A 15,160-nucleotide genomic window follows, 5' to 3' on the forward strand; every position below is an offset into this window, starting at 1 on the left:
ATTTTGCTACTGCCTTTCAGGGAACAGCTGTACGACAGGCTCCTCTTCAAGCTCATCACGATTATCCAAGCTGAAAAAACGCTCAACAAAAGATTTCTTCCACATTTTCGAAGAACCGAAATCATTTTCTCCATAGGCTTCTAAGAACGATTGGTCACTCATATCTAACTGCTGCAATTGATCGATATAGTTCGTTTGATACAATAAATCTACAAACGTAAACGTGTAAAAAAGTGCTTTCTCGGCCCCTAATTCCTTCGCTCTTGCTTGCAAAGCATGCCAATCAAGTTGGTTTTGCTCTTCAGCAAACTTGACGTACTCCCTTACATCGCAGAACTTAATCAAATTGAGATCTGCATGTAAATAGACATACTGTACATTTGTTGCTTCCTTGTATAAATGGAAAGCAAGATGAATGAGAAAATCTAAAGGTTCAAGCATATAAGTATCCGTTTGCAAAAATGACTTTTCTATAGCAGCATCTAGCAAGGCATTTGTAGCGTCGTAGTTTTTTTTCAGCTCAACATCGTATGAGAAATCAACACGGTGAACCTTCAAAAAGTCTTCTCCGCTTCGTTTAATATGTGAATAAAGATTCCCGGCATTCATTCTCCACATCATTTCTTCTTCTCGGGAAATCGGTATTTCTTGATCGGTTGCCCAGTCATATTTACCGATGATAAACCCTTCCTCCTTGAGCAATGAAGAAGCTCTTTTTCGATCATCTGGATGAATTAAGAAATCAATGTCTGACATCATTCGGAGTCCATAATCTTTGTAAACAAGAGGCGTTAAAATGGCTCCTTTAAGAGGGACTGCTTTCAGATTTTCTTTTCGAAATGTTTGTAAAAGACGCTTTAATTCCTTGAATCTCTCCATATTTTTTTGACGATTCCCGATATAATGATAATGAAGTAAAAATTTGTAGGTTGTCGTGATTTTTTTTTCATCATCAAGGCGAATCAAATGAGGCGTCATCAGTTGAAGTACCTTATGTCTTGATGCAAGTCCAATCAATTGAGGTACATCGATGCCGTCTTTTAATAAATCTCTCATCAACTCTTCTTCTTTTTCATTTAATTGAATACGTGAGCCAAGTAATAGCAGCCTCTCTTCATTTGTGAGAGTGGATTGATCCAAAACAGCCCGCATGTTGATTACTCCTTCCCGTATAGTGATTTAAATCTAGTGATAAATCGAGAGCGTTTCCCTTTTCGATTGACTGGTATGTCCAAATCATCCGTTAGTCTATGAAACCATTGATCTGCCTCATATGCTTTTTCACTGTCATATTCAATTTCTAATTCATGATCTGTGATGCCAAGATAGCTGCTTTGATCCAAATCCACTTTGATGCCTGTCTCGATATAAAAGGTAGTTCGTTCAGTAACCAATAGTCCTAACAACTCTGGCTGTTCAGTCATTGTAAAAGGTAAAGACGTTACGATGTTCTGTACATCTAGTTTTTGCGGTAGATCCTCAATAGGAAATGACTTTTCTTCTCTTACTCTTTTATAACCAGACGTTTGACTGGGACATTTGATCTCAAGTGTTCGTTTGCCGCTGGTTTGACGGATCCGTACGGTATAGCCATATCGTTTTAATAAAAAATCTGAGGTGTCGTAATAGTAATTGAAGTTCATTAAATAAGTAGGTTTATGATGTTGACTTAACATGTTGTAGATGTGTTGAAAATCTGTTTGTGACAACAAATATTTATACTCCTGCTCAACCATGACTCACCTCCAAAACGTCTTACACGACTATATCGGATTGTTCAAGAAGCTCTTGAATGAGAAAGGTTCCTTTCTCTAAAGAAGTAAATGCCTGTTTTAATGAATAACAAGGGATCTTTTCCGCTAGATGTTTAAGAAATGGTTCTAGCTCTTCGGGTGTCGGTAATGTGAAATATGGTAAGAGGAATTCATTATGTCTTCCAGGATTGATGACTGCGTGCTCCTTTAGACGTTCCCCTGCTTCATGTGGACTGATTTTCGAAAGTGTGGCGCCCGTTTGCCCATGAGGTAAAAACTCAGGAAACACCATGACATCGATTTTCCCCATTGTTTTGACTTCACGTGAAAACCATTTTTCTAATTCCTCCGGATAGACGAAATGATAGTTCTTATCATCTTCATTAAATGGATGACTCGATGTTTGAAGTCTATATGGTGTTCCAAGCTTTTCAATGGCTTCAAAAGAATCTTTCCGAATACTCATAGATCTCGGCCAACCAGTTCCTTTGTACTCGTTGTTCGTATATGAAATCCCTATATCATCGTTTGTGATGTACGTTGCATCGGTTAAGGATAACAAGGATAAAATGGTGGATGTTTTGCCCGCTCTTGATCCGCCTACTAGTGCAATCCCTTTTTGATTCATCTCCATCATGCCGCCATGCAAATAGACAAGTCCATCCTGATAACACAAAAGGCGAAGCAGTACTCTTATTAAACGCAGTGCGTGTTGGGCTGTCCATCTGACATCTTTTGGTTCATCTATCACAACGACTTTCTTCTCTCCGTGATACAGGTAGCGGCAGCGAGGTTCCATCTTGGTTTGATAAAAGACTTCTTCAAGTGGCACTTCTGTTTGAATGTCTTGTGCATATTTGCTCGTTAAAATCGTCCAAACGTCTCCTTCAAGTCTGTCTGTTATTTTGCTGCACTCAACATAGGGATGTACTTTACTGATGACTAAATTCTGAACTGATTCATCTGCCCCTAATACCACACGAACATTATTTTTTTGATAGCTTACATATGACAATGAATGCCACCCCTTATGATAGATTGATAAAAACGATTGCAATTTTCTTCTTCATCCACCAAAATATAACACATATTAATCTTTTAGAAAGGAGCCACGACATGAATGAACTGACACGAACAGAAGTTGAAGAAAAAATTGTCCAACTTGTGATGAATAAGTTATCGCTCACTGAGCAGCCAGGCCTTGATGATAGTTTAAAAGCTTTAGGATTAAATTCTGTCCAAATTGTCTCTTTTGTTATTTCATTAGAGGACACCTTTCACATTGCGTTTGAAGACGAAGAATTACACCCTGACCACTTCCGCACCTTAGATCGACTCTTTACTTTGGTCAAAACCAAACTGACTAAGACGCTGTGATGACCTGCGCCATAAATAAAGAGCGGTAATGCGAGGAGGCTTCCATCAGCTCCTCATGAGTACCGCAACTTTGAACAGCACCGTCTTCAAGTACATAGATCATATCTGCATTTTGTATGGTCGATAATCTGTGTGCAATTACAAGCAAAGTGCTTCCTCCTTTTGCATCGTCTATCCCTTTTTGAACCTGCCTTTCTGTCTGCCGGTCAAGGGCCGATGTCGCCTCATCTAATATCAGAAAATCAGCCTGTTTTAAAAGCGCTCTAGCGATAGCTAAACGCTGTCGTTGTCCCCCTGACAAGGAAATTCCCCTCTCTCCAATGACTGTATCAAATCCTTTTTCAAGTCCTTTAATGAAGGGAAGAATTTGTGCAATCTCACAAACCTGTTCAAGTTGTTCTTCAGTAATATCAGTTAATCCCATGATGAGATTGAGACGTATGGTGTCTGGGAAGAAATAGGGTTCTTGCGGGACAACGGCTACTCGTTTTAAGAAATGAGATGGCTCTATCTCTGATCGTTCAACGCCATTTACTAAAACGTTTCCGCTATCCGGTTGATAAAGTCCAAGTGCCAGCTTTGAGATAGTCGATTTCCCGCTGCCGCTCGCTCCAACAATGGCCACTTTTTTTCCTTTTGGAATATGAAGATTCAAGTCGTTTAAAGCCCCTTTAGATGTTTGTTCATAAGAAAAACAAACATCTTCAAACACCACATCTTCCACAGAATGTATTCGCTTCGTTCCTTTTTCTTCGTTTTCTATTTGCAGTACGTCTGCAATTCGATGAACAGATGCACGTTGGTGGAAAAATTCAAATACATACTGGAATAACTCCTGATAACTTTTCATTAATTGAGAAGCATATTGGTAAATGACGACAAATAAGCCGATTGACATGTTTCCTGCTGCTACTTGATATGTGCCAAACACAAGCACAGATAGTATTCCAAACCATTTCAATGGCTCTGTTAAAAATAGAAGCTTATTTTGAAACTTACCTTCTTTAATGACACGATCCATCATCTTGTTAAATAGCTTTTTATACAAACCGATTTCCCATTTGCGTCGATCAAATGCAACAACTTCTCTTGTAGAAGAAATTCCTTCTTCGACATGCACGAATAGATCTGACTTTCTCTCTTGCACTTCTTTTGCGATGTTTGTTGCCGTTTTCGCCATTTTTTTACCGACAATGAAATAACACGTGCTTGCAAAAAGAAGCAAGAAAAATAATACAGGACTCACAGATAGTAAAATGATCGATAAAACAACGGCCATAAAAATGGTTTGTACAATCTTCGGTATATGTAAAGCAGCTGTGACAGCGACTGTCTTTACATCTTGGTTAAGCTTGTGTAAATAATAACTAACTGGATGCATTTTATATGATCTCATCGATACTTGCTGAAGCTGATCTAACATCTTTTTCTGTAATGAATGGTGGATGGTAAGGTAGTTTTTGTGCATCACATATGGGCTGGCGACAAACATGACAACATAGACAAGAAAAATGATGGCAAACAGCATCAAGATATGAGGGAATTGTTGATTGCCGCTATTCAAAAGGACATCGTCAATGAGCCACTTTTGCAGCCCGATCATGGCTAAATTAGCTGCTGCTTCAATCAAAACGAGTAAAAGAGCGAGGATGAGCATCCATTTTTGCTTTGTGATCAAAAGAAACAGCCAATTTTTCCTCATGTTACACCTGCCTCCTTTTCTGAACGGTCAGACGCCAATTGATAAAAATGTCCCTTTTTTCTCATCAATTCATTAAAATGTCCAGTTTCTAACATACAACCGTCTTCTATCAAAATAATTCTGTCAAAATGTCTTACAGTAGATAAACGATGTGCGACTGCAATGACAGTAGATTCCTTAAATGTTTGATGTAATGCCTGCTGGACTTTTTGCTCGCTGACACTGTCAAGAGATGCTGTTGCTTCATCGAGTAATACAACACTTGGATTTTTAGCAAATAGCCGGGCAATGGCGATCTTTTGCTTTTGACCACCAGATAGTTTTAATCCTCTTTCCCCAAGTATGGTGTCGTATCCGTTTTCTAGTTCTCTTATAAATGAGTCGCAATCAGCTTTTTTAGCGGCTTCAATAATCTCTTGATCTGAAAGACTTGTATCTCCAAAACGAATATTGTCCTTTACACTCATATTAAATAAAAACGTTTCTTGAAAAACAAACCCCATCGCACCTCTTATTTGACTAGTAGGTAAACAGCGCAAATCAACTCCATCAAGTGTGATCATCCCAGATGAGGGATCATAAAAGCGTCCAATTAATTTAAGAAGCGATGTTTTCCCTCCACCGCTCGTACCGACAAGCGCCACTTTTTCACCACGCCGAATATGTAGATTCATCCCCTTTAATAAAGGAGGATGATTGGGATAATGAAAATCAACGTCATGAAACACGATATCGCCTTCGACTTGATCAAGCAGCATAGGCTGACGAGGCTCTCTAATATCGGGTGTTTTTTTCATAAAATGATATAAAGGTTCAATTTGAAAGGTTAAGATTCGTTGTTCTGTTAGAAGTGTGACAATAGAAGTAAGCATATGCATTGCTGAAAAATAATATAGTATATATGCCACAAAACCGCCTGTCGTCAGCTGGCCATTATTTACAAGGTAGATGCCGAGAGCAAATGTAGCTAGAGCGCCAATATAATAAGTGAGCCTGCGGTTGCTTCCTCGTAAGTAAGCGAAAAAAACATTTTTTTCATGATCTTGGCGGACCTGTTCATGCAGCTTTTGAATCCGCTCCATGTCCCATTTCATATAACCTAAAATTCTAAGCTCTTCCATTGAAGCAAGACTTTCGTATAATTTTGTTTGCAACGTGCGAAAACCTTCTGCACTTTGTCTTCCGTAGATCGTTGCCTTTTTTTCAAGCCAAGGGCCAAAGATATAGTAGAGAATAAAACTTGGAATAATGATGAGAGTGAGTAAGATAGAAATTTGTGTCATAAAGTATAGTGAGATGGCGATAAATAGTGTCTGATTGATAAATTGTGGGAAGTATCGTCTGTAAATTTCTTGTACAGCTCGTGTTTGTGTGTTAACAAAGGAGAGTGTTTCACTAACAGAATGTTGTTCGTAGTATGAGAAACCGAGTTGACGGATTTGCTGGAAGGCAGCAAATTGTGAATCTCTTGAGGCTTGTTCGATTAATTTTCTTTGCCATAAATTTCGTGCAGCTGTCAGTATAATACCAAGTGCTATCACGCCAGTCAGTCCTAACAATAATCCATTCATTTTAGAAAAGTCTTTTGCTGGCAAAATCGTTTCAATAAAATATTGAATAAATTTAGGTATAATGAGTTCGCTCAAGGTAATAACGAATCCACTCATAATGACTAGAATCACTTTACCTGTATAAGGCTTTAAAAATGAAAGTGTCCATAAATATACACGCCATAACTGCTTTGAATCTTTGTCGATTTGTTTCAATCCATCACCAGCCTTTTGCTCTTTTTCAACAAAAAACGGAATTTTTTTACAACTTTTTCGATCCTTGTTTGGATTATATAAAATGTTTCTACTTATGACAATGTGTAATTTGTATCATTATAACAGAAAAGGCAGTGACTTCCATCACCGCCTAATCGTCCTATATTTCACTGTTATCTAGTGATACGCGTATACCAATGAGGTTCTATTTGACGAAAATAATCATGATCTTTTAATACATTTTCTAGTCTTTCGATCATCTCATCCATTTGACCTGGATCAAATTTAATGACCCACATAATCGATGAAAAGATGCTCATTGCGACATATACAGAGTAAAGCTGCCAAAAATCAGCTGGTATTTCCCCATCAAAATACCCATTTATTTGACCAGCCGCAAATGCTTCACTTGTTTCTCTACTGAAAAGAGCTACTTTATAAAAATCATGAATGGGGTCTCCCCAATCAAAATTATTAAAATCAATAACGCCTGCATAGTTATTATTCTTTATAATAATATTCCCTAAATGAAAGTCATCGTGCTGAAATTGGTTAGGTCTTCCCTTCACCTTATCTATGTGCTGTGCGATAAACTGCGCAACTTTTTCATCCCCTTCTATGGAGATACCGCTTTCCCGATAAGCAGCTAAATATCGATGATGCTTTTTCACAACACGCTCTTCCCAAGGTTCGATGTGAGATGGCGCTGGGTATGTATGCATGTTTCGTAAATCCTGTCCTGCACTTACCCCGATCGCATACTGCTGTTCTTCTGTTAACTGACTCATGATTTCTTTTGCTTCTTGACCTTCTACAAACGATAAAATATAGTACACTTGCTGTGTTTCATCTAGAACACCCATTTTCACTGGTTTAGCACACTGAACACCGTGACGTCTTAATTGGGAAAGGAGCTCAAATTGCGTCTTTATTTTGTCATATTGGTCTTGATCTGTGAATCGAAGGACATACTTTTCACCTGATGACATCGTCACAACCCATTTTTCATCTCGAGAATAGCCTTTATCAATCTGGTCTATGGAGATCGCTTTTTTTAATAAGGGAATGTGCTGCACAAGGTCTGTTTTATTCATGGATTGATCCATCCTTCCCACTCTCTTTTCTTCTCACTCTACCAAATTTTTCATTTGAAGAGAATGATCAACAATTCCTATTTATATCGAAACTGCTTTACAATGTTTTTCCATTCTAATATAGTTAATTTATGTAAAGAATAGAAAATTTGTAAAGAGGAGCGTTGCAGATGAATGAAACGACGGATGCCCTTTCACTATCAAGTCAAGTAAAGGATTTGGTCCTGCGTTCTTTGGACGATGATAGCAAGATTTCTATTGGTGCAGATGAAGAGTTAACAAATCACGGTCTCGATTCAATTAAAGCAGTTTCACTCATTTTGGAATTAGAAGAGGTTTTTGATATTCAATTTGCAGATGAGGAACTATTGACAGAGCACTTTTCGACAATCAATAAAATTGTTCATCAGCTGCAAAACAAGTTAGCTGATTAATCTTTAGGCATGAAAAAAAGGCATCTCTTTAAAAAGACATGCCTTTTTTTGTTTAAGCAGAAGGTACATCACCCGTTGGACTAATAAGCGAGAGAGCATAATCTTCTGTAAAGATTCTTTTCGATAAATTATTCACGCCGTCTAATGAGACGCGATTGATTTCATCAATAATTTCATCAAGCGTACGATGTTTGCCAAGGAGTAATTCATTTTTACCATTTCGGCTCATCTTGCTGTTTGTGCTTTCAAGACTGAGCATGAGGTTGCCTTTCATTTGCTCCTTAGAGTTTTCAAGTTCTTTCTGCGTAATTCCCTCACGTTTTAAGACGTCTAATGTTTGTAAGATGGTTTCAGATAGCAGGTTCAGCTGCTTCGCTCCAGTTCCACCATAGATCGTCAGCATTCCGTTATCTGCAAATGAACTATGATAGCTGAATACAGAATACGCAAGTCCTTTATCTTCTCTTACGTCTTGGAACAACCGGCTGCTCATGCTACCGCCTAGAACATTATTTAAGACGATTAAGTCATAGATGCCCTGATCTCCAGCAGGAAGTCCGTTAAAGCCCATGCAAAGGTGCGCCTGTTCTGTTTCCTTTTTGCGTGTCAGTTTGTCATAGTGGAATTGCGGGGCTTCGACCGGCTGCTTTTTCCCCTTTCCTTCATACGAGCCAAATAATGTTTCTACCTCACGAATGAAGGTGTCATCGACGTTCCCTGCAACAGAGATGACGACGCGATCCGGCGTATAGAATTCATCCATATATTTTCTAAGGGAATCACCGTTAAAAGTAGAGAGTGTTTCCTCTGTCCCTAAAATCGGATAACCTAATGAATGATCACCGTAAATGGCTTTACTTAACAAATCATGAACGATATCATCAGGAGTATCTTCATACATTTTAATTTCTTCATAGACCACATTTTTTTCTTTCTTCAGCTCTTCTTCGTCAAAAGCAGAGTTGAAAAACATGTCACTCAACACATCGAGGGCATACCCAGCATGTGAATCAAGTACCTTTGCATAATAGCAAGTATATTCTTTTGACGTAAAGGCATTCACTTGACCACCAATGCGGTCAAAGGATTCTGCGATATCACGTGCAGATCTCGTCTTTGTTCCTTTAAAGAACATATGCTCTAAAAAGTGTGAGATCCCATTTACTTCTGGTGTCTCATGTCTAGAACCTGTTCCAATCCAGACGCCAATTGCGACAGACCTTACAGTGGGATTGTTTTCAAGTACAATTCTTACTCCGTTTTGGCATGTATACGTTTTGACCAAGTTTTGCTCCTCCTATTCAACAAACAGATCGCATCACGGATGTCTTTTTTCACTTAGGAGGTCAGAAACCGTTCCTAATTCATATCCTCTTTCTTTGATTTGAGTGATAAGTGCGTCAAGACTTCTCGCTGTTGCGTCTGTTGGATGCATTAATATCATCGCCCCATTGTGAATTTTCCCAAGCACTCGTTTTTGTAATACAGCTGGTGATGGTTTTTGCCAGTCGATCGTGTCTACTGTCCACATAATGGTTTCCATTCCTTCTTGTTTCGCAAGCTTTACTGTTTCTTCTTTAAAGCTGCCACTTGGAGGCGCAAACCATATCGGTTTTTTCCCAAGGGATTCTTCAATTTGGCGATTTGTTTTAATCATCTGCTCTAATGCTCGTTCTCTTGTCAGTGTGCGCATATCCGGGTGATTGTATGAATGATTTCCAATTTCATGACCATCTGCCACGATTTTTTTAGCAAGATCTGAACTGTTTTTCACCCATTTGCCCTCTAAGAAAAAGGTTGCCTTCACTTGATGCTTTTCTAGTGTATTCAACATCTTTGTTAAATGCTCGTCGCCCCAAGCTACATTGATCAGGAATGCATTCATCTTTTTATCTGGATGTCCCTTATAGATAGGTTCAGCACCAAGTTCATGCAAATGGACAGATGGTTTTGTTTCTTTAAAAACAAGCAGCTTTTCATCGAAAGAGCCCTGTTTTTTCATTTTTTCGTAAGAAGCATCGATATCGACTGTCTGTCCATTTAAGCCAGGCATCTTTTTCCACACTTTATCAATCTTAGCATTTTGCGGCTTCTCTTCATAGTCAGAAGACTTCGATTCGATCTCTTGATACAGAATATCTTTTGAAACAGATGCTACCTCGGCGTGCTCTTTCATTGAATTCATATATGTAACAGCAGCCGGCTGCTTCATCGTTTGATATGACACGAGCAGTAAAAATACAAACACAAAGAATGGTATCGTTTTTTTCAATGGTTGTCCCTCCCCTTTACCACAAATTATGATGGGGAGAAACAAGCTAGAACTATTGTTACGCGCAAGAAAAGAAAGAAGCCTGGCACGGATACCTGGCTTCTAACACATTTTATTTGTTCTCATTAAGACTGCTTTTCTTCTTTTTCTTTTTCTTCACGTAAAACAGCTTTACGAGAAAGGTTCACACGGCCTTGTTTATCGATCTCAGTGACTTTGACGAGTAGTTCGTCACCAATCTTCACGACATCTTCTACTTTGCCAACACGTTCAAGTGCAAGCTCAGAAATATGAACAAGTCCATCTTTGCCGCTGAAGATTTCGAGGAAGGCACCGAATTTTTCAATTCTTTTTACTTTACCTAGGTAAAGTTGACCAACTTCAACTTCTCTGACAAGATCTTCTATGATTTTCTTCGCTTTTTGGTTCATGTCTTCTTCAGTAGAAGAGATAAAGATTGTACCGTCTTGTTCAATATCAATTTTCACACCGGTATCTTCAATAATTTTATTGATTTGTTTACCGCTTGGTCCAATGACATCGCGAATTTTATCTGGATTGATTGTCATCGTTAAGATTTTTGGTGCATAACGTGACAATTCTCCTCTAGAAGCTGGAATCGTTGACAGCATGCTATCTAAAATTTCCATTCTTCCTTTTTTCGCTTGTTGAAGTGCTTCTTCTAAAATGTCTTTTGATAGACCATCGATTTTAATGTCCATTTGAAGCGCTGTTACACCTTTAGATGTACCTGCTACTTTAAAGTCCATATCTCCAAGTGCATCTTCCATTCCTTGAATGTCTGTCAGCACTGTGTAGTATTCACCAGATTTAACAAGTCCCATTGCAATCCCTGCAACTGGTGCTTTAATTGGAACACCTGCATCCATCATCGCAAGTGTGCTCGCACAAATACTTGCTTGTGAAGTAGAACCGTTTGATTCTAACACCTCAGACACAAGGCGAACCGTATAAGGGAAATCTTTTTCAGATGGAATGACTGGCTCTAATGCACGTTCGCCTAGCGCACCATGTCCAATCTCACGACGGCCTGGACCACGCATTGGGCCGGTCTCACCAACACTGAATTGTGGGAAGTTATAATGGTGCATGAATCGCTTAGACTCTTCAACACCAAGACCATCAAGAATTTGTACATCACCAAGTGCACCTAATGTACAAATACTGAGTGCCTGTGTTTGGCCTCTTGTAAACAATCCTGAACCGTGCGTTCTTGGAAGAAGTCCTACTTCTGAAGAAAGTGGACGGATTTGATCGACACCGCGTCCATCTGGACGTACTTTCTCTTCAGTAATAAGGCGGCGAACTTCGTTTTTCACAAGCTTGTTTAAGACATCCTTCGCTTGTTTAATCGTTGCTTCGTCACGCTCTTCTTCTTCAAATTTTTGAACGACAGCTTTTTTCACAGCACTGATGGCATCTTCACGAGCATGCTTCTCATGTACTTGAATCGCTTTCAGTAGATCCGCTTCAGCAAGTTGTTTTACTTCCTCTGCTAATGCTTGATCGACTTCATATAAAGGAATATCGATTTTTTCTTTACCGACAGCTTTCACAATTTCTTCTTGGAATTCGATTAAGCGTTTGATCTCTTGATGGCCGTACATGATGGCTTCAAGCATCGTTTCTTCTGGTACTTCATCAGCACCAGCCTCTACCATGTTGATTGCATCTTTTGTTCCAGCTACAACAAGGTTGATATCGCTTTGTTCAAGCTGCTCAACATTTGGGTTGATGATTAGCTTTCCATCTACTCGTCCTACTGTCACGCCAGCGATTGGTCCCTCAAATGGAATGTCAGACACACATAAAGCTAAAGATGAGCCAAACATTGCAGCCATTTCAGATGAACAATCTTGATCCACACTCATGACAATACTAATGACTTGTACTTCATTTCTAAATCCGTCTGCAAATAGTGGACGGATCGGTCTGTCAATTAAGCGGCTCGCAAGGATTGCTTTTTCACTTGGGCGGCCTTCTCTTTTAATGAAACCACCAGGAATTTTACCAACTGCATATAATCTTTCTTCGTAGTTTACAGTGAGCGGGAAAAAATCAAGTGGTTTTGGTTCTTTAGAAGCTGTTGCTGAGCTAAGCACAGCCGTATCTCCGTAGCGTACGAGAACTGCTCCGTTTGCTTGCTTTGCAAGCTGGCCAGTTTCAACTGTCAGTTGACGTCCAGCCCAGTCTATGGTGAAGACTTGTTTCTCTTGTCCCATTCTGAGATAAACTCCTCTCTTGTCGTAAAGTTTTTAGGTTATTTCTTATTATGAACAAAATGATTTTCACATATCAATGTGAAAGCTGTATGTAGAAGGGTTTTTGCCATTCTTTCAACATTTTAACCATAAAATATTAGTGATTATACGATAAAAAAGCGGGAATCCTCCCGCTTTTTACGATTATCGACGTAAGCCTAGTTTGTTAATTAACTCACGGTAACGAGTTACGTCTTTATTACGTAGATACGTAAGAAGATTACGACGTCTACCTACCATTTTCAAAAGACCGCGACGTGAGTGGTGATCTTTCTTATGAGTACGTAAATGCTCGTTCAAGTTGTTAATTGATTCTGTTAGGACAGCGATCTGAACTTCTGGAGATCCAGTATCAGATTCGTGTGTTTTGAACTCATTAATTAATTGAGTTTTACGCTCTTGAGTAATAGCCATCCTGTTTCACCTCCAAATCATGTTAGCCCCATCTACCTCGCAACCGTCGGTGAAGTCGGCCTGCCAAGTAAGTGGTTTTAAAGCTACAGGAATTATCATACTAAAAATATGCCGATTTTGCAAATGATAGAGCGGTTTTTCTGCGATTTTTTTGTTTAATGAAGATGATCTTGAAAAAACTGAATCGCTTCTTCTTTATCTTGACTAATTTGAGCCGTTAATTCTTGGATACCGTTAAATTTTTGTTCACTGCGAATCCGTTTGTACCACTGTAATTTAATCGGTTCACCATAAATTTCTTCGTTAAAATCAAAAAGGTTCACTTCAATCGCAGGCTGATCAGGACGTTTTTCATAAAATGTTGGTTTGTAGCCAACGTTACAAACACCGTCATACACCTTGCCTTTCACTTCTGCTCTCACTGCATATACGCCTGTTGGCGGGATGATGTATTCAGCAGACAAACCAACATTGGCGGTTGGAAAGCCAATCGTGCGTCCTCGTTTATCTCCATGAATCACAATGCCGCGCAGCTGATACGGTTTCCCTAAAAGCTCACTCACATATTCAACGTCTCCATTTTTCAATGCGGAACGTATAAGGGTCGAGCTGACTTTCCGGTCTTGGTTGGAAAGCTTAGGTACAATGGTCGCAGAAATCCGCCCTTTCCCGTATTCGTCAAACGTTTCCATTGTGCCTGCGCCAAACCGGCCGAATGTAAAATCGAAACCAGCGACTGCATGCTTCACATTCAGTTCGTCCAAATATTGATCGACAAACTCTTGAGGAGACAGTGCTGCAAAGCTTTCGCTGAATTGCACAATGTATAAGTAGTCAGCACCTAATTGTTCGATAAAATCAATCTTATCCTCAAGCGGTGTGATTAAGTCTTTTGGTTCACGTGCTTTTTGCAGAACATGTGATGGATGCGGATGAAAAGTCATGACAGCTAGAGCTAAACCCTCTTTTTCCGCAATGTTTTTCGCTGCCTCAATCACTTTTTGGTGTCCGAGGTGAACACCGTCAAAATACCCTAAAGCCATCACAGACGGGACTTGATCCTTTTGATTCAATGTATGTGGGTGTGAAATATGTATAGTCTTCACGAGATGGTCACCTTTTCTTTAAGATTGCTTGTCCTGTGATAAAATCTTCGCCGGCTTCATCAGGTTCTGTTTGGTCGGGTGTTTCATATAAATCGCCATACAACGGCCTGAAGGAGCAAAGACAGCGACACGATCTTCCTCTGCAAAATGAGCAAATTCATCAGGCATAGGTAGGACTGCACCGTTTTCCACTTTACTTGCTAATGTATCATTTATCTCCCATTTCGGCAAATGATTGAGCGCACGCTCGATCGGCACAAGATGTTCCTCAACCGTTCCTTTCTCGCTGATCTCCCGCAACTCATCAAGAGTGATACATTCATCTAACGTAAAGTCACCAGATCCTATGCGAATGAGGTGAGACATGTGGGCTGGAAACCCAAGTTTTTTTCCGATATCGACGGCTAACGTTCTCACATATGTGCCTTTTGAACACAGTACGGTGAATCTAAATGATACTTTACCATTTTCAAATGTGACAGGTGTTGTCCGCTCGATGCGATGAATGGTAATTTCACGGCTTGGACGTTCAATTTCAATGCCTTGCCTCGCATATTCATAGAGCTTTTTTCCGCCAATTTTCACAGCAGAAAACATCGGAGGGATCTGTTCAATGGTTCCTTCAAATTGTTTCAACGCAGCATCAATGTCATCTTCTGACATCGGTACCGGCACCTTTTTTTCTTCTACTACTTCACCTGTTTGGTCTTCTGTCGTTGTAGAAAATCCAATGGTGATTTCCGCATCATACGTTTTCGATTTATCTGTTAAGTACTCCACAATTTTTGTCGCTCGTCCAATACAAATAGGCAGAACACCTGAAACCTCTGGATCGAGTGTCCCTGTATGTCCCACTTTTTTTGTGTGTAAAATCTTTCTCACTTTAAACACACAGTCGTGAGAGGTCATGCCTCTTTCTTTATGTAATAAAAGAACACCGTTTTGCACCTGCGTTCTCT

At 39.5% G+C, this 15,160-nt stretch carries 14 protein-coding genes; 2 read left to right on the plus strand and 12 right to left on the minus strand.

The features are described from left to right. Positions 1 to 6: 6 nt before the first annotated feature. The 3 genes from ES896_RS18710 to ES896_RS18720 are packed head-to-tail and all read right to left on the minus strand — an operon-like array spanning position 7 to position 2,769. Positions 7 to 1,152, minus strand: a complete 1,146-nt coding sequence (locus ES896_RS18710) for a nucleotidyltransferase domain-containing protein (RefSeq protein WP_135227171.1) — start codon at positions 1,150 to 1,152, stop codon at positions 7 to 9. A 5-nt stretch (positions 1,153 to 1,157) separates the two neighbouring features. Continuing rightward, positions 1,158 to 1,736 (minus strand): CYTH domain-containing protein, encoded by a 579-nt coding sequence (locus tag ES896_RS18715; RefSeq protein WP_057079546.1) that lies wholly within the window; start codon positions 1,734 to 1,736, stop codon positions 1,158 to 1,160. Between the two features lie 19 nt (positions 1,737 to 1,755). Continuing rightward, a complete protein-coding gene (locus ES896_RS18720) occupies positions 1,756 to 2,769 on the minus strand; it encodes a hypothetical protein (RefSeq protein WP_135227172.1) in 1,014 nt (337 codons plus the stop codon). Between the two features lie 101 nt (positions 2,770 to 2,870). On the opposite strand from ES896_RS18720, the gene ES896_RS18725 reads away from it, so the two are divergent. After that, entirely contained in the window at positions 2,871 to 3,131 is a 261-nt protein-coding gene (locus tag ES896_RS18725; RefSeq protein WP_041507289.1) for an acyl carrier protein, read from the plus strand. Here the strand turns inward: ES896_RS18725 and ES896_RS18730 are convergent. The 3 genes from ES896_RS18730 to ES896_RS18740 all read right to left on the minus strand — a co-directional run bounded on the left by ES896_RS18730 (position 3,118) and on the right by ES896_RS18740 (position 7,693). Beyond that, the gene (locus ES896_RS18730) at positions 3,118 to 4,833 is read right to left on the minus strand and encodes an ABC transporter ATP-binding protein (RefSeq protein ID WP_135227173.1); all 1,716 of its coding nucleotides are present in this window, start codon (positions 4,831 to 4,833) and stop codon (positions 3,118 to 3,120) included. The two genes, ES896_RS18725 and ES896_RS18730, sit on opposite strands and share 14 nt — an antisense overlap. Next, positions 4,830 to 6,599 carry an ABC transporter ATP-binding protein gene (locus tag ES896_RS18735; RefSeq protein ID WP_135227174.1) on the minus strand — a complete coding sequence of 590 codons (1,770 nt, stop codon included), beginning with the start codon at positions 6,597 to 6,599 and terminating at the stop codon, positions 4,830 to 4,832. Before ES896_RS18735 ends, ES896_RS18730 begins: the two co-directional genes overlap by 4 nt. A 173-nt stretch (positions 6,600 to 6,772) precedes the next feature. Further along, a complete protein-coding gene (locus ES896_RS18740; RefSeq protein ID WP_065864798.1) occupies positions 6,773 to 7,693 on the minus strand; it encodes an aminoglycoside phosphotransferase family protein in 921 nt (306 codons plus the stop codon). A gap of 170 nt (positions 7,694 to 7,863) precedes the next feature. Between ES896_RS18740 and ES896_RS18745 the strand changes: the two genes are divergently transcribed. Continuing rightward, the gene (locus ES896_RS18745) at positions 7,864 to 8,127 is read left to right on the plus strand and encodes an acyl carrier protein (protein WP_052463354.1); all 264 of its coding nucleotides are present in this window, start codon (positions 7,864 to 7,866) and stop codon (positions 8,125 to 8,127) included. A 52-nt stretch (positions 8,128 to 8,179) separates the two neighbouring features. Here the strand turns inward: ES896_RS18745 and ES896_RS18750 are convergent, their stop codons facing one another. From ES896_RS18750 to truB, 6 genes are all read right to left on the minus strand, one after another. Further along, on the minus strand, positions 8,180 to 9,412 hold the full coding sequence (locus ES896_RS18750) for a M16 family metallopeptidase (RefSeq protein ID WP_041090488.1): 1,233 nt from the start codon (positions 9,410 to 9,412) through the stop codon (positions 8,180 to 8,182). 33 nt (positions 9,413 to 9,445) lie between these two features. Beyond that, positions 9,446 to 10,399 carry a polysaccharide deacetylase family protein gene (locus ES896_RS18755; protein ID WP_056704734.1) on the minus strand — a complete coding sequence of 318 codons (954 nt, stop codon included), beginning with the start codon at positions 10,397 to 10,399 and terminating at the stop codon, positions 9,446 to 9,448. 125 nt (positions 10,400 to 10,524) lie between these two features. Continuing rightward, positions 10,525 to 12,642 (minus strand): polyribonucleotide nucleotidyltransferase, encoded by a 2,118-nt coding sequence (pnp, locus tag ES896_RS18760; RefSeq protein WP_007499522.1) that lies wholly within the window; start codon positions 12,640 to 12,642, stop codon positions 10,525 to 10,527. A gap of 183 nt (positions 12,643 to 12,825) precedes the next feature. Beyond that, entirely contained in the window at positions 12,826 to 13,095 is a 270-nt protein-coding gene (rpsO, locus tag ES896_RS18765) for a 30S ribosomal protein S15 (protein ID WP_008354438.1), read from the minus strand. A 155-nt stretch (positions 13,096 to 13,250) separates the two neighbouring features. Beyond that, positions 13,251 to 14,201, minus strand: coding sequence for a bifunctional riboflavin kinase/FAD synthetase (gene ribF / locus ES896_RS18770; protein WP_017367263.1), 951 nt, complete (start codon positions 14,199 to 14,201; stop codon positions 13,251 to 13,253). A gap of 18 nt (positions 14,202 to 14,219) precedes the next feature. Further along, positions 14,220 to 15,149, minus strand: coding sequence for a tRNA pseudouridine(55) synthase TruB (gene truB / locus ES896_RS18775; protein WP_008344736.1), 930 nt, complete (start codon positions 15,147 to 15,149; stop codon positions 14,220 to 14,222). Between the last annotated feature and the right edge of the window lie 11 nt (positions 15,150 to 15,160).

The organism is Bacillus sp. 005/A4HT-01/001, from assembly GCF_004634445.1.
Lineage (GTDB): Bacteria > Bacillota > Bacilli > Bacillales > Bacillaceae > Bacillus > Bacillus altitudinis.

Coding starts and splice junctions, on each gene's coding strand:
- ES896_RS18710 (WP_135227171.1), bottom strand. CDS start 1,152: ATGCGGGCTGTTTTGGATCAATCCACTCTCACAAATGAAGAGAGGCTG.
- rpsO (WP_008354438.1), bottom strand. CDS start 13,095: ATGGCTATTACTCAAGAGCGTAAAACTCAATTAATTAATGAGTTCAAA.
- ES896_RS18745 (WP_052463354.1), top strand. CDS start 7,864: ATGAATGAAACGACGGATGCCCTTTCACTATCAAGTCAAGTAAAGGAT.
- ES896_RS18715 (WP_057079546.1), bottom strand. CDS start 1,736: ATGGTTGAGCAGGAGTATAAATATTTGTTGTCACAAACAGATTTTCAA.
- ES896_RS18725 (WP_041507289.1), top strand. CDS start 2,871: ATGAATGAACTGACACGAACAGAAGTTGAAGAAAAAATTGTCCAACTT.
- ES896_RS18730 (WP_135227173.1), bottom strand. CDS start 4,833: ATGAGGAAAAATTGGCTGTTTCTTTTGATCACAAAGCAAAAATGGATG.
- pnp (WP_007499522.1), bottom strand. CDS start 12,642: ATGGGACAAGAGAAACAAGTCTTCACCATAGACTGGGCTGGACGTCAA.
- ES896_RS18740 (WP_065864798.1), bottom strand. CDS start 7,693: ATGAATAAAACAGACCTTGTGCAGCACATTCCCTTATTAAAAAAAGCG.